Origin of the sequence: Pseudomonas sp. lyk4-TYG-107, assembly GCF_030209055.1 — a bacterium.
GTDB classification, from domain to species: Bacteria; Pseudomonadota; Gammaproteobacteria; order Pseudomonadales; family Pseudomonadaceae; genus Aquipseudomonas; species Aquipseudomonas putida_A.
The window spans coordinates 72,081-96,994 of sequence record NZ_JARVST010000035.1; the positions used below are offsets into that span (position 1 = coordinate 72,081).

24 protein-coding genes are annotated in these 24,914 nt (G+C 60.0%); 9 read left to right on the top strand and 15 right to left on the bottom strand.

What is annotated here, in order from left to right:
• Positions 1-7 precede the first annotated feature (7 nt).
• The 4 genes from lspA to murJ all read right to left on the bottom strand — a co-directional run bounded on the left by lspA (position 8) and on the right by murJ (position 5,964).
• Positions 8-520 carry a signal peptidase II gene (lspA, locus tag QRN61_RS26195; RefSeq protein WP_103367288.1) on the bottom strand — a complete coding sequence of 171 codons (513 nt, stop codon included), beginning with the start codon at positions 518-520 and terminating at the stop codon, positions 8-10.
• Positions 513-3,344: an isoleucine--tRNA ligase gene (ileS, locus tag QRN61_RS26200; protein ID WP_285376184.1), complete on the bottom strand. Its 2,832-nt coding sequence runs from the start codon at positions 3,342-3,344 to the stop codon at positions 513-515. The genes lspA and ileS overlap by 8 nt, the downstream gene beginning before the upstream one ends.
• Before the next feature lie 13 nt (positions 3,345-3,357).
• Positions 3,358-4,296 carry a bifunctional riboflavin kinase/FAD synthetase gene (ribF, locus tag QRN61_RS26205; protein ID WP_003228347.1) on the bottom strand — a complete coding sequence of 313 codons (939 nt, stop codon included), beginning with the start codon at positions 4,294-4,296 and terminating at the stop codon, positions 3,358-3,360.
• Positions 4,297-4,425: 129 nt separating this feature from the next.
• Entirely contained in the window at positions 4,426-5,964 is a 1,539-nt protein-coding gene (gene murJ / locus QRN61_RS26210) for a murein biosynthesis integral membrane protein MurJ (RefSeq protein WP_285376187.1), read from the bottom strand.
• A 252-nt stretch (positions 5,965-6,216) separates the two neighbouring features.
• Between murJ and rpsT the strand changes: the two genes are divergently transcribed.
• A complete protein-coding gene (gene rpsT / locus QRN61_RS26215; protein WP_003228351.1) occupies positions 6,217-6,489 on the top strand; it encodes a 30S ribosomal protein S20 in 273 nt (90 codons plus the stop codon).
• Positions 6,490-6,671: 182 nt separating this feature from the next.
• On the opposite strand, the gene QRN61_RS26220 is transcribed toward rpsT, so the two are convergent.
• From QRN61_RS26220 to rplU, 5 genes are all read right to left on the bottom strand, one after another.
• Entirely contained in the window at positions 6,672-7,139 is a 468-nt protein-coding gene (locus tag QRN61_RS26220; protein ID WP_003228353.1) for a CreA family protein, read from the bottom strand.
• An 11-nt stretch (positions 7,140-7,150) separates the two neighbouring features.
• Positions 7,151-8,269 (bottom strand): glutamate 5-kinase, encoded by a 1,119-nt coding sequence (gene proB, locus QRN61_RS26225; protein ID WP_027612826.1) that lies wholly within the window; start codon positions 8,267-8,269, stop codon positions 7,151-7,153.
• Positions 8,270-8,392: 123 nt separating this feature from the next.
• Positions 8,393-9,616: an Obg family GTPase CgtA gene (gene cgtA / locus QRN61_RS26230; RefSeq protein WP_003228358.1), complete on the bottom strand. Its 1,224-nt coding sequence runs from the start codon at positions 9,614-9,616 to the stop codon at positions 8,393-8,395.
• A 194-nt stretch (positions 9,617-9,810) separates the two neighbouring features.
• Positions 9,811-10,068, bottom strand: coding sequence for a 50S ribosomal protein L27 (rpmA, locus tag QRN61_RS26235; protein WP_003228360.1), 258 nt, complete (start codon positions 10,066-10,068; stop codon positions 9,811-9,813).
• 35 nt (positions 10,069-10,103) lie between these two features.
• Positions 10,104-10,415 carry a 50S ribosomal protein L21 gene (gene rplU, locus QRN61_RS26240; protein ID WP_003228361.1) on the bottom strand — a complete coding sequence of 104 codons (312 nt, stop codon included), beginning with the start codon at positions 10,413-10,415 and terminating at the stop codon, positions 10,104-10,106.
• A gap of 241 nt (positions 10,416-10,656) precedes the next feature.
• On the opposite strand from rplU, the gene QRN61_RS26245 reads away from it, so the two are divergent.
• From QRN61_RS26245 to QRN61_RS26255, 3 genes are all read left to right on the top strand, one after another.
• A complete protein-coding gene (locus QRN61_RS26245; protein ID WP_003228362.1) occupies positions 10,657-11,625 on the top strand; it encodes a polyprenyl synthetase family protein in 969 nt (322 codons plus the stop codon).
• Between the two features lie 180 nt (positions 11,626-11,805).
• Positions 11,806-12,147, top strand: a complete 342-nt coding sequence (locus QRN61_RS26250) for a zinc ribbon domain-containing protein YjdM (RefSeq protein WP_003228364.1) — start codon at positions 11,806-11,808, stop codon at positions 12,145-12,147.
• A 204-nt stretch (positions 12,148-12,351) separates the two neighbouring features.
• The gene (locus QRN61_RS26255) at positions 12,352-12,609 is read left to right on the top strand and encodes a PA4570 family protein (RefSeq protein ID WP_003228365.1); all 258 of its coding nucleotides are present in this window, start codon (positions 12,352-12,354) and stop codon (positions 12,607-12,609) included.
• 136 nt (positions 12,610-12,745) lie between these two features.
• Here QRN61_RS26255 and bamJ read toward each other — a convergent pair whose 3' ends face one another.
• The 3 genes from bamJ to QRN61_RS26270 form a co-directional block, all read right to left on the bottom strand.
• Positions 12,746-13,363: a BamJ family beta-barrel-assembly machinery protein gene (gene bamJ / locus QRN61_RS26260; RefSeq protein WP_003228367.1), complete on the bottom strand. Its 618-nt coding sequence runs from the start codon at positions 13,361-13,363 to the stop codon at positions 12,746-12,748.
• 121 nt (positions 13,364-13,484) lie between these two features.
• Complete coding sequence (locus QRN61_RS26265; RefSeq protein ID WP_027612827.1) at positions 13,485-13,790, bottom strand: DUF6482 family protein; 306 nt, start codon at positions 13,788-13,790, stop codon at positions 13,485-13,487.
• Positions 13,791-13,925: 135 nt separating this feature from the next.
• Positions 13,926-14,414 carry a TIGR00645 family protein gene (locus tag QRN61_RS26270; protein ID WP_007963798.1) on the bottom strand — a complete coding sequence of 163 codons (489 nt, stop codon included), beginning with the start codon at positions 14,412-14,414 and terminating at the stop codon, positions 13,926-13,928.
• 174 nt (positions 14,415-14,588) lie between these two features.
• Here QRN61_RS26270 and QRN61_RS26275 point away from each other — a divergent pair, with 174 nt between their 5' ends.
• Positions 14,589-16,421 carry a hypothetical protein gene (locus tag QRN61_RS26275; RefSeq protein WP_285376192.1) on the top strand — a complete coding sequence of 611 codons (1,833 nt, stop codon included), beginning with the start codon at positions 14,589-14,591 and terminating at the stop codon, positions 16,419-16,421.
• A gap of 6 nt (positions 16,422-16,427) precedes the next feature.
• On the opposite strand, the gene QRN61_RS26280 is transcribed toward QRN61_RS26275, so the two are convergent.
• Both QRN61_RS26280 and QRN61_RS26285 read right to left on the bottom strand, forming a co-directional pair.
• Positions 16,428-16,757: a PA4575 family protein gene (locus QRN61_RS26280; protein WP_007963794.1), complete on the bottom strand. Its 330-nt coding sequence runs from the start codon at positions 16,755-16,757 to the stop codon at positions 16,428-16,430.
• 309 nt (positions 16,758-17,066) lie between these two features.
• The gene (locus QRN61_RS26285; RefSeq protein ID WP_285376194.1) at positions 17,067-19,505 is read right to left on the bottom strand and encodes a Lon protease family protein; all 2,439 of its coding nucleotides are present in this window, start codon (positions 19,503-19,505) and stop codon (positions 17,067-17,069) included.
• A 277-nt stretch (positions 19,506-19,782) separates the two neighbouring features.
• On the opposite strand from QRN61_RS26285, the gene QRN61_RS26290 reads away from it, so the two are divergent.
• The 4 genes from QRN61_RS26290 to QRN61_RS26305 all read left to right on the top strand — a co-directional run bounded on the left by QRN61_RS26290 (position 19,783) and on the right by QRN61_RS26305 (position 23,530).
• Positions 19,783-20,271 carry a DUF3015 domain-containing protein gene (locus QRN61_RS26290; protein WP_007909797.1) on the top strand — a complete coding sequence of 163 codons (489 nt, stop codon included), beginning with the start codon at positions 19,783-19,785 and terminating at the stop codon, positions 20,269-20,271.
• Between the two features lie 264 nt (positions 20,272-20,535).
• Positions 20,536-22,389 carry an Lnb N-terminal periplasmic domain-containing protein gene (locus QRN61_RS26295; protein ID WP_285376197.1) on the top strand — a complete coding sequence of 618 codons (1,854 nt, stop codon included), beginning with the start codon at positions 20,536-20,538 and terminating at the stop codon, positions 22,387-22,389.
• Positions 22,390-22,607: 218 nt separating this feature from the next.
• Positions 22,608-22,964: a hypothetical protein gene (locus QRN61_RS26300; protein WP_097089264.1), complete on the top strand. Its 357-nt coding sequence runs from the start codon at positions 22,608-22,610 to the stop codon at positions 22,962-22,964.
• Between the two features lie 71 nt (positions 22,965-23,035).
• Positions 23,036-23,530: a GreA/GreB family elongation factor gene (locus QRN61_RS26305; protein WP_097089266.1), complete on the top strand. Its 495-nt coding sequence runs from the start codon at positions 23,036-23,038 to the stop codon at positions 23,528-23,530.
• Here QRN61_RS26305 and gdhA read toward each other — a convergent pair.
• Complete coding sequence (gdhA, locus tag QRN61_RS26310; RefSeq protein WP_285376201.1) at positions 23,527-24,864, bottom strand: NADP-specific glutamate dehydrogenase; 1,338 nt, start codon at positions 24,862-24,864, stop codon at positions 23,527-23,529. The genes QRN61_RS26305 and gdhA overlap by 4 nt on opposite strands.
• Positions 24,865-24,914 lie beyond the last annotated feature (50 nt).

The window sequence follows — 24,914 nt, forward strand, 5'->3', positions numbered from 1 at the left end:
TACCTGTTCAGTCATGAACGGCTTCTCCGGTTTTCTTACTTTTGAACATGTCCAGTGCCAGCATCACCGCACCGACGGTGATGGCGCTGTCGGCGAAGTTGAACGCCGGGAAGTACCAGCGGTTTTGCCAGTGCACCAGAATGAAGTCGATCACATGGCCCAGGGCAATGCGGTCATACAGATTGCCCAGCGCGCCGCCCAGCACCAGCGCCAAAGCGACAGCCAGCCAGGTATCGTTGCGGCCCAGACGCTTGAGCCAGACCACCAGCACCGCACTGACCACGATCGCGATCAGGGCGAACAGCCAGCGCTGCCAGCCGGAGCTGTCGGCCAGGAAGCTGAACGCCGCGCCGGTGTTGTAGGCCAGGGTCCAGCTGAAGTAATCGGGAATGATCACGATCTGCTGGAACATTTCGAGCTTGCCTTCGAAGTAGAACTTGCTGGCCTGGTCGATGACCAGAACCAGCAAACTCAACCAGAGCCAGCTCAACCGTCCGAAACGGCCAACGGCTTTAGGCATAGTGACGAACCTCGCCGGCGCCGCTGATGTTGTCGACGCAACGGCCGCAGATTTCCGGATGCTCCGGGTTCACGCCGACGTCTTCGCGGCAATGCCAGCAACGCGCGCATTTCGGGAAGGCCGATTTGACGATCTTCAGTTTCAGGCCGCTGACTTCGGTGGCTACCGCGTCCGCAGGTGCCTGAACGAAAGGTGCCACGCTGGCAGTCGAAGTGATCAGGACAAAGCGCAGTTCGTTGCTCAGCTTGGCCAGGTCGGCGCTCAGCGCTTCTTCGGCGAACAGCGTCACTTCGGCTTGCAGGTTGCCACCGACGGCTTTGGCCGCACGCTGGATTTCCATTTCTTTGTTGACCGCCACCTTCACTTCCATGATGCGATCCCAGTACGCGCGACCCAGCTCGAAGCCTTCCGGCAACTCGGTCAGACCTTCGTACCAGGTGTTGAGCATCACCGATTCGTTGCGCTCGCCCGGCAGGTACTGCCACAGCTCGTCGGCGGTGAACGCGAGGATCGGCGCGATCCAGCGCACCAGCGCTTCGGAGATGTGGAACAGCGCGGTCTGGCACGAGCGACGAGCCTTGCTGTCGGCGCCGGTGGTGTACTGGCGATCCTTGATGATGTCGAGGTAGAAACCACCCAGCTCCTGCACGCAGAAGTTGTGGATCTTCGAGTAGACGTTCCAGAAACGGTATTCGCCGTAGTGCTCTTGCAATTCGCGTTGCAGCAGCAGCGTGCGATCCACCGCCCAGCGATCCAGTGCGAGCATGTCTTCAGCCGGCAGCAGGTCGGTGGCCGGGTTGAAACCGGTCAGGTTGGAAAGCAGGAAGCGCGCGGTGTTACGGATGCGACGATAGGCGTCCGCGCTGCGCTGCAGGATCTGCTCGGACACGGCCATTTCGCCGGAGTAGTCGGTCGACGCGACCCACAGACGCATGATGTCGGCGCCCAGGGTGTCGTTGACTTTCTGCGGCGCAATCACGTTGCCCAAGGATTTGGACATCTTGCGGCCGGACTCATCGACGGTGAAACCGTGTGTCAGCAACTCGCGGTACGGCGCGTGGTTGTCGATGGCGCAACCGGTCAACAGCGACGAGTGGAACCAGCCGCGGTGCTGGTCGGAACCTTCCAGGTACAGGTCGGCGCGCGGGCCGGTTTCGTGACCCATCGGGTGCGAACCGCGCAGCACGTGCCAGTGGGTGGTGCCCGAGTCGAACCACACGTCGAGGGTGTCGCTGATCTTGTCGTACAGCGGCGCTTCGTCGCCCAGCAGTTCGGCGGCGTCGAGCTTGAACCAGGCTTCGATGCCTTCGACTTCAACGCGCTTGGCGACTTCTTCCATCAGCTCGACGGTGCGTGGGTGCAGTTCGCCGCTTTCCTTGTTCAGGAAGAACGGGATCGGCACGCCCCAGTTGCGCTGACGGGAGATGCACCAGTCCGGACGGTTGGCGATCATCGAGTGCAGGCGCGCCTGGCCCCAGGCCGGAACGAACTTGGTGTCTTCGATGGCTTTGAGCGAGCGCACGCGCAGGGTGTCGCCGCTGACCGGCTCCTTGTCCATGCCGATGAACCACTGCGCGGTGGCGCGGTAGATCAGCGGGGTTTTGTGGCGCCAGCAATGCATGTAGCTGTGTTCGATGACGGTGGTGTGCAGCAGCGCACCGACTTCGGTGAGTTTTTCGACGATGGCTGGGTTGGCCTTCCAGATGAACTGGCCGCCAAAGAACTCCAGCGACGGCACGTACACGCCGTTGCTTTGTACCGGATTGAGGATGTCATCGTTGACCATGCCGTACTTCTTGCAGGTCACGAAGTCGTCCACACCGTAGGCCGGGGCGGAGTGAACCACACCGGTGCCGGCGCCCAGTTCGACGTAGTCGGCCAGGTACACCGGCGACAGGCGGTCGTAGAACGGGTGACGGAAGTTGATCAGTTCCAGCGCCGAACCCGGCGCGGTGGCCAGTACGGTGCCTTCAACGCCGTAACGGGACAGGCAGGATTCAACCAGCTCTTCAGCCAGCACCAGCAGCTTGTCGCCGATATCAACCAGCGCGTAGTTGAATTCCGGGTGTACGTTCAGCGCCTGGTTGGCCGGGATGGTCCACGGGGTGGTGGTCCAGATCACGATCGAAGCGGGTTTGCTCAGCGACGGCAGACCGAACGCGGCGGCCAGTTTGGCTTCGTCGGCGATCGGGAAGGCCACGTCGATGGTCGAGGACTTCTTGTTCTCGTACTCGACTTCGGCTTCGGCCAGCGCCGAACCGCAATCGAAGCACCAGTTCACCGGCTTCAGACCCTTGAACACGAAACCGCCCTTGACGATTTCGGCGAGGGCGCGGATTTCACCGGCCTCGTTCTTGAAGTCCATGGTCTTGTACGGGTTGGCGAAGTCACCCAGCACGCCGAGACGGATGAATTCGCTCTTCTGCCCTTCGATCTGCTCGGTGGCATAGGCACGGCACAGCTCGCGGGTCTTGTCCGCGCCCAGGTTCTTGCCGTGGGTCACTTCAACCTTGTGCTCGATCGGCAGGCCGTGGCAGTCCCAGCCCGGAACATAAGGCGCGTCGAAACCCGACAGGGTCTTCGAGCGGATGATCATGTCCTTGAGAATCTTGTTCAGCGCATGACCGATGTGGATCGTGCCGTTGGCGTACGGAGGGCCGTCGTGCAGGACGAACTTCGGACGATCCTTGCCAATCTCGCGCAACTTTCCGTACAGGCCAATACTGTCCCAGCGCTGCAGGATCTGCGGTTCGCGCTGTGGCAGGCCGGCCTTCATTGGGAAGGCGGTGTCCGGAAGGTTTAGCGTGGCTTTATAGTCGGTCATTTAAGGCTCTTCATTAGCGATGGGCGCTAGGTGCGGCTAGTGCACGGGCGGCGGCGACATCCGCGTTGATCGCCGTTTTCAGTGCCTCCAGGGAGGCGAAACGCTGCTCTTCACGCAGCTTTTGGTGGAAAACCACCGTCAGACGCCGGTCATACAGATCGCCGGCAAAATCCAGTAGATGAACTTCAAGGTGGGCTTTGCCATCACCTTGGACCGTAGGCCGCACGCCAATATTGGCGACGCCGGGCCAGGTCTTGCCGTCGATGTCCACATCCACCAGGTAAACCCCGGTGAACGGTACGCGACGGCGCTTGAGTTGAATGTTGGCAGTGGGCGTACCCAGTTGCCGGGCCAGTTTCTGACCGTGCAGCACGCGACCGGCGATCCGGTACGGGCGGCCGAGCAGGCGTTCGGCCAAGGCAAAATCGGCGGCGGCCAACGCGTTGCGCACCTGAGTGCTGCTGACGCGAATGCCGTCCAGCTCGACGGTTTGCGCGGCTTCCACGGTAAACCCGTGGACCTGGCCGGCCTGCAGCAGAAAATCGAAATCGCCGAGGCGATCGCAGCCAAAGCGGAAATCGTCGCCGACTTCCAGATGCTGCACGCCGAGACCGTCCACCAGGATGGTATCGACGAATTCACTGGCGCTGAGCTTGCTCAGGCGCTGATTGAAAGCCAGGCACAACACCCGGTCGACGCCTTCGGCGGCCAGCAGCTGCAGCTTGTCACGCAAGCGGGCCAGACGCGCCGGAGCGGTCTCCGGGGCAAAGAATTCCCGTGGCTGCGGCTCGAAAATCACCACGCAGCTGGGTACGCCCAACTCGAGCGCACGCTCACGCAGCCGGGCCAGGATAGCCTGGTGACCACGGTGAACACCGTCAAAGTTGCCAATAGTGGCGACGCAGCCCCGATGCTGGGGGCGCAAGTTGTGGAGGCCTCGAACCAGCTGCATAACGCGCTTCTTGCTCATAAAGTGGTCGATTATAACCACACCCGACGGTCGACGACAGGCAACACCGTAACGCAAAGTGATCGAGCCGACAAAACTGCCGGCCCGTGCCCGGTTATAAAGGCTGAAACCTCAGCTCAAAGCCTTGCGATTGAAGTCGCGCAGACGGAAACCGAGCAGCAGCAACATACCGAAATACGCCACCACACCAGCAACCACCAGCGCCCCCAGACGCAGAAAGCGCTCCAGCATGTGCCCCTGATCCCAGGCCGGCATGAAATGCATGCCCAGCAGCAATACCGCCGACATCACCGCCACTGCCACCACCAGTTTGAAGCCAAATGTGTACCAGCCTGGTTGCGGCTGATACATCTTTTGCTTGCGCAGTTGATAGAACAACAGCCCGGCATTCAGACAGGCACCGGCACTGATCGCCAGCGCCAGCCCGGCGTGAGCCAGCGGGCCGATCAGCATCAGGTTGAACAGCTGTGTGCACACCAGTGTGAAGATTGCGATTTTTACCGGGGTGCGGATGTTCTGTTGCGCGTAAAAGCCCGGCGCCAGCACTTTGATCACGATAATTCCGAGCAGACCGACAGAATAGGCAATCAGCGCACGCTGGGTCATGGACGCATCAAACGCGCTGAATTGACCGTACTGGAACAATGAGACGGTCAGTGGCTCGGCGAGAATTCCCAGAGCCAGTGCACACGGCAACACCAGCACGAAGCACAGGCGCAGCCCCCAGTCGAGGATCCGCGAATATTCGTGGCGATCCTTGCTCGCATAAGTCTTGGCCAGCGTCGGCAGCAAAATGGTGCCCAACGCTACGCCGAGCACACCGGACGGCAATTCCATCAAACGGTCGGCGTAATACATCCACGACACCGAGCCGGCGACCAGAAACGAGGCAAAAATGGTGTTGATGATCAGCGAAATCTGGCTGACCGAGACACCGATGATCGCCGGCAGCATTTGCTTCATCACTCGCCAGACGCCGCTATCGCGCAGATTCAAGCGCGGCAGCACCAGCATGCCGATCTTTTTCAGGTGCGGCAGTTGATAGAGCAACTGCGCCAGACCACCGACCAGTACCGCCCAGCCGAGAGCCATCACCGGCGGATCGAAATACGGCGTGAGGAACAGCGAAAACACGATCATGCTGACGTTGAGCAGGGTCGGCACGAAGGCCGGCACCGAAAAGCGGTTCCAGGTATTGAGGATCGCCCCGGCCAGCGAGGACAGGGAGATCAGCAATATATAAGGGAACGTCACCCGCAGCAGGTCGGAGGTGAGCTGGAATTTTTCCGGCGTGTCGGCAAACCCCGGCGCCGTGGCCCAGATCACCCACGGTGCGGCGATCATCCCCAGCGCAGTGACCAGCGCCAGCACCAGTGTCAGCAGGCCCGATACATAAGCAATGAAGGTGCGGGTCGCTTCTTCGCCCTTCTGACTCTTGTATTCCGCCAGAATCGGCACGAAAGCCTGCGAGAACGCGCCCTCGGCGAAGATTCGCCGCAGCAGGTTGGGCAGTTTGAAGGCAATGAAGAAGGCATCCGTCGCCATTCCGGCACCGAATGTGCGAGCGATGAGCGTGTCACGAACGAACCCCAGAATCCGGGAAAGCATCGTGATAGAGCTGACAGCGGCCAACGATTTGAGCAGATTCATTGAGGAAATGTGTGCCTGTCGATAAACAGCAGGCGAACAATGCGCCCACTTGTGCGATACTCCGCGCCGCAACAGCACAGAGCCAAAGCTCGCGAGTTTACAGGTCAAGCGCCGGAAATAAATATCCCGCCTCTTCATACCTACCACTTAGCGGAACGTTTCAAGCGCCCTTGACAAGACTTCTCTTCATCGGCATGATTCGCGGCCTATTTTGTTTGCTATTTCCTAAAAAGTCTTTCGAGGAGCTCGACGGTGGCCAACTCACCTTCCGCCAAAAAACGTGCAAAACAGGCTGAGAAGCGTCGCAGCCACAACGCCAGCCTGCGTTCCATGGTTCGTACCTACATCAAGAATGTAGTTAAGGCCATCGACGCAAAAGACGCTGAAAAAGCTCAAGCTGCATACGTTCTGGCTGTGCCAGTTATCGACCGTATGGCCGATAAAGGCATCATCCACAAGAACAAGGCTGCTCGCCATAAGAGCCGTCTGAATGGCCACGTCAAGGCACTGAAAGAAGCTGCTTAATCGACGTAGTCATTAAAAACCGACCTTAGGGTCGGTTTTTTATTGCCTGCGATTTAGTAAATCCCGCACATAAAAAAGTGGGAGCGGGCTTGCTCGCGAATGCAATCTGTCAGCCGACATCTCTAGCGACTGACACGACCTCTTCGCGAGCAAGCCCGCTCCCACATTCTGGATTTGCAGTGTTATTGCTGGACCGGAACCCACGGCACGATCGGGATCGCGGTCACCGCATTCTGCGGGCTACCCTCGATCACGCGATCGCTGTAAACCAGGTACACCAGCGTATTGCGCTTCTTGTCGAGGAAACGCACCACCTGCATGGTCTTGAACACCAGCGATGTGCGCTCCTTGAACACCTCATCACCATCCTTCAGTTCGCCCTTGAACTTGATCGGACCGACCTGACGACAGGCGATCGACGCCTCGGCGCGATCCTCGGCCAGACCCAGACCACCCTTCACCCCTCCCGTCTTGGCGCGAGACAGGTAGCAGGTCACACCGTCGACCTTCGGATCATCGAAAGCCTCGACCACGATCCGGTCATTCGGGCCGACGAACTTGAACACCGTCGACACCTGACCGATTTCCTCGGCCGAGGCCAGCAATGGCAACGCCATCAGCAGACCCAACAATCCTTTTGCCATGCGCATCGCGTTTTTCCTTAGACCAGAATCAGGTTGTCACGGTGAACCAGTTCCGGCTCAGCCATGTAGCCCAGCACGCCGACAATTGCATCTGACGACTGACCAATGATTTTTTGCGCCTCAAGCGCACTGTAGTTGGCCAGGCCACGGGCAATCTCACGACCGTCCGGCGCCACGCAGACCACCATCTCGCCACGCCGGAAGCTGCCCTGGACCAATTTGACGCCGACCGGCAACAGACTCTTGTTGCCCTGCGACAACGCCGACACCGCGCCTTCGTCCAGCACCAGCGTGCCGCGCGTCTGCAGATGCCCGGCCAACCACTGCTTGCGCGCCGCCAACATGCCGCGCTCCGGCGACAGCAGCGTGCCAATGCGCTCGCCAGCCTTCAGGCGATCAAGCACTCGCTCCAGACGCCCACCAACGATGATCGTGTGCGCCCCGGAGCGCGCCGCCAGCCGCGCCGCACGCAGCTTGGTCTGCATGCCGCCACGCCCCAGCGCGCCACCAGTACCGCCCGCCACCGCATCAAGCGTCGGATCATCGGCGCGCGCTTCGTAAATCAGTTGCGCATCAGGGTTATTGCGCGGGTCGGCGTCGAACATGCCGTCGCGATCGGTGAGGATCACCAGCAGATCGGCCTCGACCAGATTGGCCACCAGCGCCGCCAGCGTATCGTTGTCGCCGAAACGGATTTCGTCGGTGACCACCGTGTCGTTTTCGTTGATCACCGGGATGACTTTCAGCTCGACCAGCGCACGCAGGGTGCTGCGGGCGTTCAGGTAGCGCTTGCGGTCGGACAGGTCATCGTGAGTCAGGAGAATCTGCGCGGTATGCCGGCCATGCTCGGCAAAGCTCGATTCCCAGGCCTGCACCAAGCCCATCTGACCGATTGCAGCAGCGGCCTGGAGCTCATGCATCGCACTGGGTCGTGCGGTCCAGCCCAGACGACTCATGCCGGCAGCCACCGCCCCGGAGGACACCAGCACCAACTCGACACCTGCCTCATGCAGGGCGACCATCTGCTCGACCCAGACACTCATTGCCGCACGATCCAGCCCTTTGCCATCAGCTGTCAGCAAAGCGCTGCCGATCTTCACGACCCAACGCTGCGCACCTGTCACCTTGCTCCGCATCATCTTCAACCTTAGCTTGAGGGCAGCGCGACCCAGCGCCGCCCATGTCGTTATTTGTGACTTGCGATTTCCAGATACTAAAACGCCGCTCGATTGAGCGGCGCTTAAGTTTACTGCAACGAATCAGTCGCGCACGTAAATGATTTCCGGACCGTCTTCATCATCCACATCTTCTTCGTCCCAGTCATCGTCGCCGATGTCGTGGACCGACTTCACGCCGCTGCGACGCAGGGCACGCTTGTCATCCAGCGCCTGCAGCTGTGCACGGGCTTCGTCTTCGATGCGCTGATCGAGGTCGGCCAGCTCTTCCTTGTACGCCGGGTCGTTAGCCAGGCGATCGGCACGATCTTCCAGATAACGCATGATGTCGCGGGTCAGGCGCTCGGTGCCTTCTTTGGCGATGGCCGAGATCACGTAGACCGGACCTTCCCACTGCAGGCGATCAACGATTTCCTTGACGCGCTCTTCGTGCTCTTCCTCGAGAATCTGGTCGCACTTGTTCAGCACCAGCCAGCGATCACGCTCGGCCAGCGACGGACTGAATTTGACCAGCTCGTTGACGATCACTTCAGCCGCGTCCGGTGCGCTGGTGTCATCCAGCGGTGCCATGTCGACGAGGTGCAGCAACAGACGCGTACGCGCCAAATGCTTGAGGAAGCGAATACCCAGGCCGGCACCGTCGGAAGCGCCTTCGATCAGCCCCGGAATGTCGGCGATGACGAAGCTTTTCCAGCGATCAACGCTGACCACGCCCAGGTTCGGCACCAGCGTGGTGAACGGGTAGTCGGCGACTTTCGGCTTGGCCGCCGACACCGAACGGATAAAGGTACTTTTACCGGCGTTCGGCAAGCCCAGCAGACCGACATCAGCCAGCACTTTCATTTCCAGTTTCAGGTCGCGCTGCTCACCCGGCTTGCCCGGAGTGGTCTGGCGCGGCGCACGGTTGGTACTGGATTTGAAACGGGTATTGCCCAGACCGTGCCAACCGCCCTGCACCACCATCAGTTTCTGGCCGGCCTTGGTCAGGTCGCCAATCACTTCCTGGGTGGCCGAGTCGATCACGGTGGTACCGACCGGCACGCGCAGGATCAGGTCTTCACCCTTCTTGCCGGTGCAATCGGTGCTGCCGCCGTTGGAGCCACGCTCGGCATCGAAGTGCCGGGTGTAACGGTAGTCGACCAGGGTGTTGAGGTTTTCGTCGGCCATCATGTAGATGGAACCGCCGTCACCGCCATCACCGCCGTTCGGGCCGCCGTTTTCAATGAATTTTTCCCGACGGAAACTCATGCAGCCATTGCCGCCGTCGCCAGCTTTTACGCGGATCGATACTTCGTCTACAAACTTCATAACTCAACGCCTCTCGCCATACGGACGAGCCGAAAAACAATCAAGACATAAGACTCTTGCAAAAATGAGCGCAGCGACCCCAAAACACGACCTGCATCGCACGCCGACAGCCCATACAAACAGTTTTGCAAGAGACTCACCCCACAAACGAAAAAGCCCCGTCGCAAGACAGGGCTCTTCCAGCGATCTCGCGATTAAGCCGCGACAACGCTCACGTAACGACGACCGAAGGCGCCTTTTACTTCAAACTTGATCACGCCTTCGATTTTCGCGAAGAGGGTGTGATCCTTACCCATGCCAACGCCGTAGCCAGCGTGGAATTGGGTGCCGCGCTGACGCACGATGATGTTGCCGGCCTTGATGACCTGGCCGCCATACATCTTCACGCCAAGGCGTTTGGCTTCTGAGTCGCGACCGTTACGGGTACTACCACCAGCTTTTTTGTGTGCCATGAGTTCAATTCTCCTAGTGAGGAATTAGGCTGTAATTAAGCCTGAATACCGGTGATTTTGATCTCGGTGAACCACTGGCGGTGGCCCATACGCTTCATGTGGTGCTTACGGCGACGGAACTTGATGATGCGGACTTTATCGTGACGACCTTGGGAGATCACTTCAGCCTTGACGGTTGCGCCAGCAACAACAGGTGCGCCGATGTTCACGTCGTCGCCATTGGCGACCAGCAGAACGCGGTCAAAAGTCACGGATTCGCCAGTAGCGACTTCCAGTTTTTCGATCTTCAGGTATTCACCTTCAGCGACCTTGTATTGCTTACCGCCGGTAACGATTACTGCGTACATGGTATTTCTCCGATAATCCTGCTCACCCAGCTCTTTATAAGAAGAGGTATTGGCTGGCATGGCTGCATGGGGCTGGAACGGCCCAAGTGCAATTGCGTAAGGCAGGTGCTGCCCAGGAAGTTCAGGGTGCGCGATTGTACGCAAGCCGCGAGAGTCACGCAAGTGGCCGTCCATCGCGCCTTGACAGGCCCCGGTGTGGGTCCTAGCATGCCGCGCAACCCTTCTGGAGCAACTGTCGCTGATGCAACCCCAAGCTTTCTACCGCGCGGTGGCGGACGATTTTAACGCCGTCGACGGCATCATCAAGAAGCAGCTGACTTCCCGAGTGCCGCTGGTATCGAAAATCGGCGATTACATCACCTCGGCCGGCGGCAAACGCCTGCGTCCTTTATTGGTGCTGCTGTGCGGCAAGGCCCTGGGTCGCGAAGGCGACGACATGCGCCTGCTGGCCGCCACCATCGAATTCCTGCACACCGCGACCCTGCTGCATGACGACGTGGTCGACATGTCCGGCATGCGCCGTGGCCGCTCGACCGCCAACGCCATGTGGGGCAACGCCCCGAGCGTGCTGGTCGGCGACTTCCTGTACTCGCGCTCGTTCGAAATGATGGTCGAGCTGGGCTCGATGCCGGTGATGAAGATCCTGTCCCAGGCCACGCGCATCATCGCCGAAGGCGAAGTGTTGCAACTGTCCAAGGTACGCGACGCCAGCACCACCGAAGAAACCTACATGGAAGTCATCCGCGGCAAGACCGCGATGCTTTTCGAAGCCTCGACCCACAGCGCCGCCGCACTGGCCGGTGCCACCGCCGAGCAGAGCGAAGCCCTGCGCACCTTCGGTGATCACCTCGGCGTGGCGTTCCAGCTGGTCGACGACCTGCTGGACTACAAGGGCGATGCCGAGACTCTGGGCAAGAACGTCGGTGACGATCTGGCCGAAGGCAAGCCGACCCTGCCGCTGATCTACACCATGCGCGAAGGTACGCCGGAGCAAGCTGCGCTGGTGCGCCAGGCGATCCAGAAAGGCGGGATCGAAGACCTCGAAAGCATCCGCATCGCCGTGGAAGCCTCGGGTTCGCTGGAGTACACCGCGCAACTGGCCCGCGACTACGTGGCCCGCGCGATCAAGTGCCTCGACGCGCTGCCGGCCAGCGAATACCGCGATGCACTGGTGGAACTGAGCGAATTTGCGGTCGCCCGCACGCACTGATCTGCCTTCTGTGGGAGCGGGCTTGCTCGCGAAAGCAACCTGTCATTCAACATTAATGTTCAATGACACACCGCATTCGCGAGCAAGCCCGCTCCCACAGTTGTTTCTGCGCTATGCCCTCCTGCGCGTAAAACCCTATACAATGTGCGACTTTTAGCGATCCCCTATCAAGGAGCCTTAGTGAGCACGTTGCCACCCTGCCCGAAATGCAATTCCGAATACACCTACGAAGACGGTGCCCAACTGATCTGCCCTGAGTGCGCCCACGAGTGGTCGGCCAACGGCGAAGCCGAAGTGGCATCCGATGATGCCGTGAAGAAAGATTCGGTCGGCAACGTGCTGCAGGACGGCGACACCATCACCGTGATCAAGGACCTGAAGGTCAAGGGCACCTCGCTGGTGGTCAAGGTCGGCACCAAGGTCAAGAACATCCGCCTGTGCGACGGCGACCACGACATCGACTGCAAGATCGATGGCATCGGCCCGATGAAGCTCAAGTCCGAGTTCGTCAGAAAGGTCTGATCCTTCTGTCAGCCATCCCGTGCCCGCCGCGGGATGGTGCGTCACCCTCCCCGCCAGCCCCCGCATTCTCGCGTAATAGCCAGACGCCAGCCGTTTTGACCTTACGCAATCTTTACCCGGAAAAAATCGCATTCCGCCAATAGGCACTTGCTATTTGACGAATAAGAATTATTCTCATTGAAACCTTTCAAGGAGATGAGACCCATGACTTATTTGATCGATGCCTGGCTGGACCGCCCACACCCGTACCTCAGGATCCTGCATCGGGAAACCGGCGAAGTCTGTGCGGTACTGGAAGAAGAAGCCCTGCATGAGCTGCAGGATCAGGGTGATCTGGACGTCAGCAGCCTGAATTCCAGCGAACCGCTGGTGCTCAAGGAGCTGGTGCGCAATCTGTTCCTGTTCTGCTATGCCCGGGCCTTGCGCCCGACCAATGAGCTGCATCACAAGATCGAAATATGAGTAGCGCGGAAAAAACTGTGGGAGCCAGCCTGCTGGCGAAAGCGCTGTGTCAGGCAACGAATGATTGCCTGAAAGGACGCCTTCGCGAGCAAGCCCGCTCCCACATTATTGACCTGTCACCGGGACAGGCCAGGCATTACAGAACGTCCAGCAGCTCGACGTCGAATACCAGAACGCTGTGCGGCGGGATGCTGCCGACGCCTTGAGCGCCGTAAGCCAGTTCGCTCGGCACGTACAAGCGCCATTTGCTGCCGGCATTCATCAGTTGCAGAGCTTCGGTCCAGCCAGCAATCACGCCGCCAACCGGGAATTCTGCTGGCTGGCCACGATCGTAGGAGCTGTCGAACACAGTGCCGTCGATCAGCATGCCGTGGTAGTGAGTACGCACGGTGTCTTCACGGGATGGCTTGGCGCCTTCGCCCTGGGTCAGCACTTCGAATTGCAGACCGGAAGCCAGAGTAGTGATGCCTTCTTTCTTGGCGTTTTCAGCCAGGAAAGCACGGCCTTCACCGGCAGCCGCTTCAGCTTTGGCGGCGGCTTCGGCTTGCATGATCTCGCGGATAACCTTGAAGCTGGCGGACATGGCTTCCTGATCGACACGGCTTGGCTTGCCGGCGAATGCGTCGGTCAGACCGGCCAGGATGGCGTCCAGGCTGACACCCGGTGGCGGGTTGTCGCGCAGCTGGTCACCCAGCTGACGGCCAATACCGTAGCTGACGCGGGTTTCGTCGGTGGACAGATTTACTTCGGACATGACACTGCTCCGCTGTGCGGACGGCCATCAGACTTGCCGTGCGTGCACAGCGCGTCCCGGCGCGCCCGGAACCAAAAGGGCGAGCAGACTAGCACAGATGCCCGGCGATGGGGCGCAAGGCCTATAGGGCCGAACGCCAGGCCAGTGGCACTTTCAGGCTTTCATCGACGCTGCCGCCCAGGCCGCACATTTCGTCGTGCACCGAGGTGTGCACAAGGTTGAACGGCAGCACCGGAAAGTTATGCAAAAGATCCCGTGCATGCTCCACCGAACGCAGCTGCAGCATCTCGCCCTTGAGATCACTCAGCGGATACGCCGCCCCGTGCATCCGCGCTTCGAGCAGATAAATCCCGCCCTCCATGGAGATCAGGTTCAGCTCATCGACCTTTCTGGCGATGGCAAACGCATTCAACTCTTGCAGGTTCATGAACGCACCTCGTGCGGTGGCGAGCCAGGACCTTTACAGGGATATGCCCGCGCGCACCAAAGCACAAGCCACAAACGACACCGCCCGTCTGTTTCGCAACAGACGGGCGGTGTTTTTGCAGCGATCAAACAATGATCAGTGCTTGGTGAGCTTGTCCAGATAGCCCATGGCAAACGCCGAAATCACGAAGGTCATGTGGATGATCACGTACCACATCAGGTGCTCGGGATCGACGTTCTTGGCATCCATGAAGATCCGCAGCAGGTGGATCGAGGAAATCGCCACGATCGACGCCGCCACTTTCATCTTCAGCGACGAGGAGTCCATGGTGCCCAGCCAGCTGAGCTTCTCTTTGCCTTCGTCGATGTTCAGCTCGGACACGAAGTTCTCGTAGCCGGAAATCATCACCATCACCAACAAGCCGCCCACCAGCGCCATGTCAATCAGCGACAGCAGCACCAGAATCAGATCCGATTCGGCCATGGAAAACACGTTGGGAATGACATGAAACACTTCCTGGAAGAATTTCAATGCCAGCGCCAGCAGCCCGAGGGACAGCCCGATATAGATCGGCGCCAGCAGCCAGCGCGTGGCGTACATTGCATTTTCGATAAAGCGTTCCATTGACTCTCACACAATAAGGATTGAAATCGGCGGCGAGTATACCAGCCGCCCGTGACCGCCAGAAACCGCCCGGCTCGCACCTCCCATCACCGCAACCTGCGTGTGTGTGTGAATTTTTTTCTGCTACTGTCCAAACCATTGACCGCCTAGCGAAAGTGGACAGGACGACTGGAAATGCATGTGCGATTACCGTTGACGACTGCCGGAGTTTGCCTCGTTCTGCTGCTGGGTGGCTGCTCACCCGGCGATGAGAAAAAGCCCTCGGTCAGCCTCGACGCGAAGACGGCAACCTTCGAACACTCACTGGACGCCATTACCGACCCGAAACTCAAGGACGCCGTGACCGAACTCGGTGGTTCGCTGCTGCTGCTCGAACGCGCGCAGCTCAAGCTCGACAGCGCCCCGCTGAAAACCGTCTACGGCGAAGACACCCTCGGCATCCTCAAGCACTACCCTTCGCCGCAGGCGCTGGTCGATACCTTTATCAACGGCCTGTTCGTGCTGCACAAGGACGCCAGCTCCGATTACCTTACCGACCTGCAACCGGTATTCCCGTTCAACCTGAACATTCCCGGCGGCTTTCTATTCCCGCACGGCGTGGAATGGCAGTCGGTGACCCTGAGCAACAAGCGCGTGATCGCCTATCAGCCGGAGTGGTCGGAAACCGATCCCGGCATTCAGTTGAGCCCGTCCAGCTCCAACGTCAACAACCCCGATGACCTGACCGTGACCTACCCGTTCATCGAAGGGCTGGACGTGGACAAGAAGAGCCAGCCACAACCGGTGAGCCTGCAAGGCAAAGTCGAAGTCATCGCGCCGCGCCGCCTGTTCAGCTTCAACCTGAGCCAGAAGGACGTCGGCCAGACCCGCACCGATGACAACCTCAGCGTCACCCTGCTGAAGCTTGAAAAGAACTACGCCGAAGTCGAATTCAGCAACAGCCTGCCATTGGCCCCTGAGGTCGAGGGTGCGCAGCTCAATCCAGTCATCGTTCAGGCCCGTGACACCAGCGGGCAATACCTGGTGCGCGCCGGCTCAATCAATGAGAGCCCGGCACAAGTCGCCTTCTACGAGAAACAACTGGCGTATCTGCAACAGCAGAAAACCTGGAGCGAGGCGTTGGAAAAACAGCTCGAGGACGAACAGCAGACCTTCGAGCAGCAGCATCCGCGCCGCTACAACAAGGTCTACTTCAACGGCCCCATCGACACCCTCGAAGTCAGCGTGCTGGATTTCTCATCGGCAACCGTGACCCGCAAAACACTGGATCTGCCAGTGCGCACTTTCAGCCAGCACACCACCGAAAAAGCCATCCAACCGCTGGACCCGGCGGTGGTCGTCTATGACGATCTGGCGCCGAACTGGCTCAAGGGCGCAAGCCTCACCGAGGAATCCTTGAAGGCCGGCATCCGCATCCATCAGTCCGTGGAGGATCCGAGCGCTGCACGCATCGAGTTCTCTCACCGGCGAACCTTCAACGATGAATTGCTCGGTGATGATTTCAGCCCCGGCGAGAGTCCCGTGACGTTCTTCACCGAGAAACGCAGCGGCAAACTCGACGAGCCCATCGAACTGCCGCCCGAGGCGTATCAGGTCGATCCGCTGCAAGCGACCATTACTTACGATTTGAACCTGTTCCCGGAAACCCCGGCGATTGCCGTGGGGTCTATGCCGCTGTTTCTCGCCAGCGTGGAGAAAAAAGCCTACGACGCCAAATCCCTGCCCAAAGGCCTGGAGATCAAGAACAACACGTTGGTGGTGGACCTGAAACTGTTTCCGGCCAACGCCTGGCGATTCTTCGTCAAGGACGACAGCGGCAACTACCTGAAACAGATTCTCTCGGTCAGTCATGACGCGAGTGCGGATGGCCCGGCGCTGTTCGGCGTGCATTACTTCTATGGTCGTCCAACGCACGTGGAGACCTATCAGCGGACCGAGCTCAATACCGTGCAATACGGCTTTGAGGTCAAACTCGACAAGGCGCAGCAGTCCGACACCGCGCCATGATTGCGCCTAGTGGTCGAACACGCCGACCGTACGCCCACGCCCGCCATTGATCTGGCGCAACTGTGCCTGCAGGTGCAGGCTCCAGATCTGCGGATCGTCGGCCAGCTCGTAACCGTGCATCGTCAGGCTTTCAACAATGGTGTCGAGAATCGACTCGGCGGCGACCGGCCCGTGAAACGGGCCCTGGGCCTTGATGGCGGAGGGTTGTTCGCCGGCCATGCCGGCAGCGAAGAGCAAGGTCCACATGCCGTTATCGCCGGCTAGCGGTTTGATGGCGCATTCGATGCGGGTCACAAGACCCAGGCATTGACGGGTGAGGCAGAGGTTGCGCGACATGGCGGCGACCCTCGGTAAAACCTGTATTCAGCCTTCACGCGAAGGCTGTTTCGATCCAGTGATACTGTCGATGTCCTTGAGCAGAGAATAGAAGAAAAGTCCGCCGTGGAAGCTGGATAGAACCAGAAGGCGCCGAATGGTCATTGTGTGAATTCTGACGCCAGAGTAGTGGCGCTTTTCGCTGAGTTACACCAAAAAACAAATGTAGGAGTGAGCCTGCTCGCGATAGCGGTGTCAGAGCAATCATTCGTTGACTGACACTCCGCTATCGCGAGCAGGCTCACTCCTACAGCTTGACCGCGTTGAGGCTTACGCCGGTTTGGCCTCTGCCAACGCCTCCTGCGCCAACTCCTTCTCGGCTTCTTTCAGATCGTCTTCGCTGATCATCTCGGCAATCACCCGCAGACGCTCGACTACCCGTGCATTGACGCTGCCCTCGGGGAACTGACCGTCAGCATCCGGCTCACCGGCCGGTTCGCCGACCAACAGGCTCAACGCTTCATCGGCCTGACGCACCGCGTACACGTGGAACTGCCCGGCGCGCACCGCCGCCAGCACCTTCTCGTCGAGCATCAGCGTGGCGACGTTGGCCTGCGGAATGATCGCGCCCTGCTCGCCGGTCAACCCGCGTGCTTCGCAGAGGCGGAAGAAACCTTCGATCTTCTCGTTGACCCCGCCGACCGCCTGCACTTCGCCGAACTGGTTGATCGAACCGGTGATCGCAAAACACTGCTTGAGCGGAGTTTTCGACAGCGCCGAAATCAGCGTGCAGGCCTCGCCCAGCGATGCGCTGTCGCCATCAACGTAACCGTAGGATTGCTCCAGCGCGATGCTCGCGGAAATCGCCAGCGGGAATTCCTGGGCGTAACGGCTGCCCAGATACCCGGTGAGGATCATCACGCCCTTGGAGTGGATCGGTTGCCCAAGGTTGACCTCGCGCTCGATGTCGACGATACCGCTGCCGCCCGGGTACACCGTGGCGGAAATCCGCGCCGGTACACCGAACGCCGAATCACCGACTTCCAGCACAGTCAGCCCGTTGCACTTGCCGACCGCGGCGCCGTCGGTGTCGATCAGGATGATCCCGGCGAGCATGTCGTCGAGAATCCGCGCCGAGACCCGACCGGTGCGAGTGGCCTTGGCTTTCAATGCGCGCTCGATATGCCCGGCATCGGTCATTTCATCACCGGCCAGATGACGAATGAAGTCCGCCTCGCTGACCAGTTGGAACAGATCGCCGATCCGCGCCGACAAACGCCCCTGATGCTCGGCCAGCCTTGCGCTGTAGGTCGCCAGACGCGCCACCGCATCAGCCGTCAGCGGCGCCATGCCTTCTTCCGAAGTGCGGGTTTTCAGCAACTGGGCGAACTGCTCCAGGCTTTCGTCGACCATCGGGATGTCTTCGTCGAAGTCGACCAGTACGCGGAACATCTCCTGGAAGTCCGGATCCAGATCCTGCAGCGTGTAGTACAACTGCCGCGCACCGATGATCACCACTTTGACCTGCAACGGAATGTGCTGCGGGTTGAGGGTCACGGTGGCGAAACGGCCCATCTCGCCCAGCGGTGATTCCATCTTCAGCTTGCGCGATTGCAGGGCACGCTTGAGCGCATCCCACACGAATGGCTCGCTGAGCATTTTTTCCGCTTCAAGAATCAGGAAGCCGCCGTTGGCACGGTGCAGTGCACCCGGGCGCAACTGGCGATAAGTCGTGTAGAGCGCACCTTGATCGGTGGTGTACTCGATGCGCCCGAACAGGTTTTCGTAAGTCGGGTGCGGCTCGAAAACCACTGGCGCACCGCCGCTGGCCGGATGGCCCACCACCAGGCTCGGCGCGTATTGCTCTTCGAGCAGCTTGCGCGCCACGGCGTCGGTCTTGCTGTCGTCGACCAGTTGCTCGACCACGGTTTTCAGCAGATACACCTGCATCGCTTGCAGGTAGCCGCAGACCGCGGCGTTCTCCGCGTACTTCTCGGACAACGGCGAGAGCAACGGCTGCAAGGCCAGGGTGATGGTTTCTTCGTTGAGCTGACGCAACTGATTGTTCGACTCGCGCTTCCACTGCGGCAGGCTCGCGAGTTCTTCGTTCAGGCGTTCTTCGAGGCCGGAGATGTCCTCGTGGAAACGCTCACGCTCGGCTTCCGGCAATTGCGAGAACTCGGCCTCGTCCAGCGCCTTGCCTTCGAGCATCGGGGTGAAGGCAATGTTGCTGCTGTCACGATACAGGGCGACGTCTTTCTCAAGGGCCAGACGCTCGATGACGTCCAGCGCCTTGTCGTAGCGCTGGTTAAAGGCGCGGTCGATGGCGCTTTTCTTTTGCTGGTAGGACGGGTGTTCGAACACCGCCGGAAAGGTTGCCAGCAGGTTATCGATCAGGCCGTTGATGTCACCGATGAACGAGGCCGCCGTGCCGGAAGGCAACTCCAGCGCGCGAGGTTCGCGCGGCTCATCGAAATTGTTGACGTAGACCCAGTCCGCCGGGGTCTGTAGACGTTTGCCCTCGGCCTTCAGGTAGCGTTTGACGAACGAAAACCGGCCGGTGCCGGGTTCGCCCATGACAAAGACGTTGTAACCGGGGCGTGGCATCGCCACACCGAACTGCAAGGCTTCGACCGCACGTTCCTGGCCAAGCACACCGCGAAAGGGCTCCAGATCATTGGTGGTAGTGAAGCTGAACTGTTCAGCGGAAAACGGACGAGTCAGCGCTTCGGGCGCTATACGCAGGCTGGCAGCAACAGGATCAGGCATCGGGCTTCCTTAACAATCAGGCGGGGCAGATAGCGGCATTCTGGCGCTGCCCGTGCCCCACTGGCAAGGCGCGCCACACGACAAAGCATAGACAACCGGGTGACCCTGCCCCGCCCCCCGGCAAATCGGGGTTATCGCCAAATCTTTTGTAAAAACTCACGGAACCCCTGGAACGTGCCTAAACTCCAAACTGCGCGGCTGGAACGAATACTGGCCCACTGGCACCGTCAGGTGTCAGAACCCTGTCCATTGGTATGCACACAAAGAGAACAAAGCTATGAAACGGATTCTTCTCGGTACTCTCTTCACCGCTGTTTCCATCAACGCCATGGCGCAAGCCCCGGGTGGCCCGGATTGCGGTTGGGGCAACATGCTGTTCGAAGGTCAGCGTGGCACCCCGGCACACTTCCTGGCATCCACCACTAACGGCACCTCCGGTAACGCTACGTTCGGTATGACTTCCGGCACCAACGGTTGCTCGACCAACGCGTCGCTGACCTACGGCGGTAAATCCTGGTTCGCCATGAATGGCATGATGAACGAGCTGTCCGAAGACATGGCCAAGGGCAACGGCGAAGCGCTGACGACCTACGCCGTGGTACTGGGCGTGGCGCCGGAAGACCGTGCGCACTTCGCTGCTGTCACTCACGAGCACTTCCAGCAGATCTTCAGCAAAGCTGACGTGACCGCAGAAGACGTGCATACCAACACCCTGGCCGTGCTGAAGTCGGACCCACGTCTGGCCAAGTACGCAACTCAGGCTTAAGCTCGACCCCACCCGCTTCTTTCGGGAAGCGGGTTTTGTTTTGAGTGCAATCACTCGAATGTGACGCTGAACCTGTGGTGAGGGGATTTATCCCCGATCGGCTGCGGAGCAGTCGTGAAACCATTCAATTCGGTGTATCTGATACACCGAGTTTTGCAGGTATGAGGGCCGCTTCGCAGCCCATCGGGGATGAATCCCCTCGCCACAGGGGAGTGATCGCAGCCCGATCCGGGTTTTATTTTCTTTCGACTTAAGTTGCCACTTATGCTCAAACGCCTTGCCTGGCTGGCGCTCTGTGTCTGCGCCCCGCTGTCCGCCGCGCCTCACATCGACCCTCAACGTTTGCAGCAACTGGCCAACGACCGCTTCTGGATTTCCCTCGGTCATTACGAAACCGCCAAGCTTGGCGGCTGGCGCAGCTATGTCAGCGACAGGAAATTCTTTCTTGCGCCCGATGGCAACGAACACCCCGACCATGAGCTGGCCGCCACCGTGCAGGCGCTGTACGCCCCGGCCAGTCTCGGCGAACAGCATGCGCAGTGCGTCTACCCGGCGCGTACGCGCTGGTTGAAAGCACAGCTCAACCTCAGCGATCTGCCCGCCCCCGATTGCGCCGAATTCAAGAAGTGGTTCAAGGACGTCTCGCCGCACAGCGCGGTGATGATCTTCCCGGCGGCCTACCTCAACAGCCCGTCGTCGATGTTCGGCCACACCCTGCTGCGCATCGACCAGGCTGACGTGCAAAGCGACAAGACTTCGCTGCTGAGTTACGCGATCAACTTCGGCGCCTACATCGAAGGCTCGGACAATAGCATCCTCTACGCCTGGAAGGGCTTGATGGGTGGCTACCCGGGGCTGTTCGCGCTGGTGCCGTATCAGGAAAAACTCTCCGAGTACCGCAGCCTGGAAAACCGCGATCTGTGGGAATACCGGCTGAACCTGACGCAAACAGAAACCGCCCGCATGGTCGAGCATGTGTGGGAGCTGAAGCAGATCCAGTTCGACTATTTCTTCTTCGACGAAAACTGCTCCTATCGCCTGCTCGAACTGCTGCAAGTGGCACGTCCGAGCCTGCGCCTGACCGAGCAATTCCCGCTGACCGCCATCCCTACCGATACGGTCAAAGCGGTGAAAGAAGCCGGGCTGGTGGAAAGCATCGAATATCGCCCGTCCCGCGAGCGTGAACTGCTCAGCCGCGCCGAGCCGTTGAATAAGGAAGAACAGCAATGGGTGCTGAAGGTCAGCGCCGATCAACAGGTGTTGCAGGAGCCGACCTTCAAGGCCCTGCCCCGGGATCGTCAGGCGCTGATCATCGATGCCGCCTATCGTCTGGAGCGTTACCGCGCCAACGGGCAGGAACGTGATGCGCAACGTGCACAGCGCAGCTTCGAACTGCTGCGGGCGATCAACAAGAACCCGGCTCCGGAGTTGCAGATTCCACAACCGGGCCTGCCCGAAGACGGCCACGAATCACGCACCTGGCAGGCTGGCATCGGCACTCGCGGTGATCGGGCATTCGGTGAGTACGGTTTGCGCATGGCCTATCACGATCTCAACGACAACGCCGAAAGCTTCCCCCTTGGCGCGCAAATCGAAATCCTGCAGATGAAGCTGCGCCAGTACGAAGGCAACCAGTGGCAGTTCCAGCAACTGGACCTGGCGACCATTCGCTCGCTCACCCCGCGCAATGAACTGCTGCAGCCACTGTCATGGCAAGTCACCGGTGGCCTTGAGCGCGTACCGGGCAAACACGATGACGAAAACCTGGTCAGCCACGTCAACGGTGGTGGTGGCGGCACCTGGCAGTTGGGCGAAGATACGCTCGGCTTTGCCCTCGGCACCGTACGCATCGAACACAACAATGACTTCGCCGGATTCGTCACGCCGGCCGCTGGCTTCAACACCGGCGTGCTGTGGAAAAACCCGTTGGGCAATATGAGCGTCGAGGCCAAGGGCGACTATTTCACCAACGGCGAAGTACGCCGCAGCCTGAGCCTGAACCAGCAGTGGGAATTGTCGCGCAACCTCGGTTTGCGCCTGAGTGCGCAGCGTGAGTTCAGTCATGTGGCGACACCGGAAACCGAAGTGATGCTTGAGGTGAAGTGGTACCACTACTGATCTGAAGCCTAATCAATACCCCCTGTGGGAGCGGGCTTGCTCGCGAAGGCGTCGTGTCAGGCGATTCAAATCTCGACTGACCCACCGCTTTCGCGAGCAAGCCCGCTCCCACAGGGTTCTCCGGTATTCAACGAATTACTTACATGTCTTTCACCAACGCCCGACGTATCCGCTTCTAGACTTTCCCTATCAGCCGAGAATCGGCGCGGGAGAGTGCGATGGGGCGGTGTGCGGGGCTGTTGGGTGTTTTGCTGTTGCTCGGGGGTTGCCAGACCACCCACGAAGACTTGATCGCCAAAGGTTATCCACCGGCCTTCGCCGACGGTTTTGACGATGGCTGCGTCAGTGGCCGGCAAGCCGCCGGTTCGATCAGTGGCGAGTTTCGCAAGAACGTGCCGCGCTATCTCAAGGACAAGCAATACGCCGAAGGCTGGACCGACGGCTTCCGCCAGTGCCAGGCAATGCTGGAAAACAAGGATCGCGAAGAGTATCGCAACGAGCACTGGGACGAACGCGAGCGCGCCTGGCAGCAGCAGAAAGATCAGGACGCCGGGCGGGCTTATCGCTCGCAATAGGTCGCTTCCAGACATCCAGTGAAACCAAATGCCGGCGACCATGGCCCAAACTCTTTGCAGAGGAGGACAGCATGAGCCGCGCTTTCGTCAACGAAGATAACGCCGCTGCGCAAGCCGATCAGCCCGTCGAACGGCAGGTCAGTGCGCAGCCCAATTACGTCACCCCCCAAGGATTGGTGCAGTTGCAGGCTAAAGTCGCCGAACTGCAAGCCTTGCACGCCGAACAATCGGCCAAGGGCGAACAGACCGACAAGCAGCGCCAAGCCGATCTCGAAAGAGATTTGCGCTACTTCAACCAACGCCTCGCCAGCGCACAGGTCGCGGCCCCGGCGATCTCGACCGATAAAGTGCAGATCGGCAGCTGGGTGACCTACGCCGACGAACACAACACCGAAAGTCGGGTGCAACTGGTCGGCGAAGATCAGGCCGACGCCAGCCAGGGCCTGATCAACTGGGCTTCGCCGCTGGGCCGGGCGCTGCTCGGCGCCCGGCTCAATGACGAAGTGCTGTGGCAGCGCCCCGCTGGCGATCAGGTGATTGAAGTGATTCGCATCGAACCGGCTTAAACCACACCCTGCGCGAGCATCGCATCGGCGACTTTGACGAAGCCGGCGATGTTCGCGCCTTTGACGTAGTTGATCCGTCCGTTCTCTTCGCCGTAATGCACGCAGGCATGGTGGATCGACTGCATGATCGCGTGCAGCTTGCTGTCCACCTCACCCGCCGTCCACAGCAGGCGCATGGCGTTCTGCGACATCTCCAACCCACTGACCGCGACCCCACCGGCGTTCGACGCCTTGCCCGGGGCGAACAGAATGCCGGCCTCGATGAAGATATCCACAGCCGCCAGCGTGGTCGGCATGTTCGCGCCTTCGGCGACGCACACGCAGCCATTGCGCAGCAGCGTACGCGCCGCGTCGGCGTCGAGTTCGTTCTGTGTGGCACAGGGCAGCGCAATGTCGCACGGCAGCGACCACGGCAACTGACCGGCGCGGAACTCCAGACCGAACGCCGTGGCCAGTTCGCTGATGCGTCCGCGTTTGACGTTTTTCAGCTCCAGCAGCGCCTGCCACTGTTCTTCGCTCAGGCCCGATTCGCAGTACAACGTGCCTTCGGAGTCGGACAGCGAAATCACCTTGCCGCCCAGGTCCATGACCTTGCGCGCCGCGTACTGCGCGACGTTGCCGGAACCAGAGATCGCCACGCGCTTGCCTTCGACGGTCTGCCCGCGGCGCTTGAGCATCTCCTCGGCGAAGTACACGCAACCGAAACCGGTGGCTTCCGGGCGAATCAGGCTGCCGCCATAGGTCATGCCTTTACCGGTGAACACGCTGGTGAACTGGTTGCTCAGGCGTTTGTACTGGCCAAACAGGAAGCCGATCTCCCGCGCACCGACACCGATGTCACCGGCCGGCACATCGACGTCCGCGCCGATATGTCGGTACAGCTCGCTCATGAACGCCTGGCAGAAACGCATGACTTCGGCGTCGCTCTTGCCCTTCGGATCGAAGTCCGAACCGCCCTTGCCGCCGCCCATGGGCAACGAGGTCAGGGAGTTCTTGAAAGTCTGTTCGAAGGCGAGAAACTTCAGCACGCCCATGTTCACCGAAGGATGGAAGCGCAAGCCGCCCTTGTACGGGCCAATCGCGCTGTTCATCTGAATGCGGAAACCGCGATTGACCTGGACCTTGCCCTGATCGTCGACCCACGACACGCGAAACACCACCGCGCGCTCCGGCTCGCAGATGCGCTCCAGAATGCCCGAGGTCAGGTAACGCGGATTGGCTTCGAGAAACGGCCACAGACTGCGCAGGACTTCTTCGACAGCCTGGTGGAATTCGGGTTGATCCGGGTCGCGTTTTTTCAGGCGGGCGAGGAAGGATTCGACGGATTCGATCATGGGAAAAGTCTCGGCAAATTTATTGTCGTTGGAAGCGATTGAGCCGGACT

Excerpts from the sequence above, each read along its gene's own strand:
- lspA (WP_103367288.1), bottom strand. The coding sequence starts at position 520 with ATGCCTAAAGCCGTTGGCCGTTTCGGACGGTTGAGCTGGCTCTGGTTG.
- ileS (WP_285376184.1), bottom strand. The coding sequence starts at position 3,344 with ATGACCGACTATAAAGCCACGCTAAACCTTCCGGACACCGCCTTCCCA.
- ribF (WP_003228347.1), bottom strand. The coding sequence starts at position 4,296 with ATGCAGCTGGTTCGAGGCCTCCACAACTTGCGCCCCCAGCATCGGGGC.
- murJ (WP_285376187.1), bottom strand. The coding sequence starts at position 5,964 with ATGAATCTGCTCAAATCGTTGGCCGCTGTCAGCTCTATCACGATGCTT.
- QRN61_RS26220 (WP_003228353.1), bottom strand. The coding sequence starts at position 7,139 with ATGCGCATGGCAAAAGGATTGTTGGGTCTGCTGATGGCGTTGCCATTG.
- proB (WP_027612826.1), bottom strand. The coding sequence starts at position 8,269 with ATGCGGAGCAAGGTGACAGGTGCGCAGCGTTGGGTCGTGAAGATCGGC.
- cgtA (WP_003228358.1), bottom strand. The coding sequence starts at position 9,616 with ATGAAGTTTGTAGACGAAGTATCGATCCGCGTAAAAGCTGGCGACGGC.
- rpmA (WP_003228360.1), bottom strand. The coding sequence starts at position 10,068 with ATGGCACACAAAAAAGCTGGTGGTAGTACCCGTAACGGTCGCGACTCA.
- rplU (WP_003228361.1), bottom strand. The coding sequence starts at position 10,415 with ATGTACGCAGTAATCGTTACCGGCGGTAAGCAATACAAGGTCGCTGAA.
- QRN61_RS26245 (WP_003228362.1), top strand. The coding sequence starts at position 10,657 with ATGCAACCCCAAGCTTTCTACCGCGCGGTGGCGGACGATTTTAACGCC.
- QRN61_RS26255 (WP_003228365.1), top strand. The coding sequence starts at position 12,352 with ATGACTTATTTGATCGATGCCTGGCTGGACCGCCCACACCCGTACCTC.
- bamJ (WP_003228367.1), bottom strand. The coding sequence starts at position 13,363 with ATGTCCGAAGTAAATCTGTCCACCGACGAAACCCGCGTCAGCTACGGT.
- QRN61_RS26265 (WP_027612827.1), bottom strand. The coding sequence starts at position 13,790 with ATGAACCTGCAAGAGTTGAATGCGTTTGCCATCGCCAGAAAGGTCGAT.
- QRN61_RS26270 (WP_007963798.1), bottom strand. The coding sequence starts at position 14,414 with ATGGAACGCTTTATCGAAAATGCAATGTACGCCACGCGCTGGCTGCTG.
- QRN61_RS26275 (WP_285376192.1), top strand. The coding sequence starts at position 14,589 with ATGCATGTGCGATTACCGTTGACGACTGCCGGAGTTTGCCTCGTTCTG.
- QRN61_RS26280 (WP_007963794.1), bottom strand. The coding sequence starts at position 16,757 with ATGTCGCGCAACCTCTGCCTCACCCGTCAATGCCTGGGTCTTGTGACC.
- QRN61_RS26285 (WP_285376194.1), bottom strand. The coding sequence starts at position 19,505 with ATGCCTGATCCTGTTGCTGCCAGCCTGCGTATAGCGCCCGAAGCGCTG.
- QRN61_RS26290 (WP_007909797.1), top strand. The coding sequence starts at position 19,783 with ATGAAACGGATTCTTCTCGGTACTCTCTTCACCGCTGTTTCCATCAAC.
- QRN61_RS26295 (WP_285376197.1), top strand. The coding sequence starts at position 20,536 with ATGCTCAAACGCCTTGCCTGGCTGGCGCTCTGTGTCTGCGCCCCGCTG.
- QRN61_RS26300 (WP_097089264.1), top strand. The coding sequence starts at position 22,608 with ATGGGGCGGTGTGCGGGGCTGTTGGGTGTTTTGCTGTTGCTCGGGGGT.
- QRN61_RS26305 (WP_097089266.1), top strand. The coding sequence starts at position 23,036 with ATGAGCCGCGCTTTCGTCAACGAAGATAACGCCGCTGCGCAAGCCGAT.
- gdhA (WP_285376201.1), bottom strand. The coding sequence starts at position 24,864 with ATGATCGAATCCGTCGAATCCTTCCTCGCCCGCCTGAAAAAACGCGAC.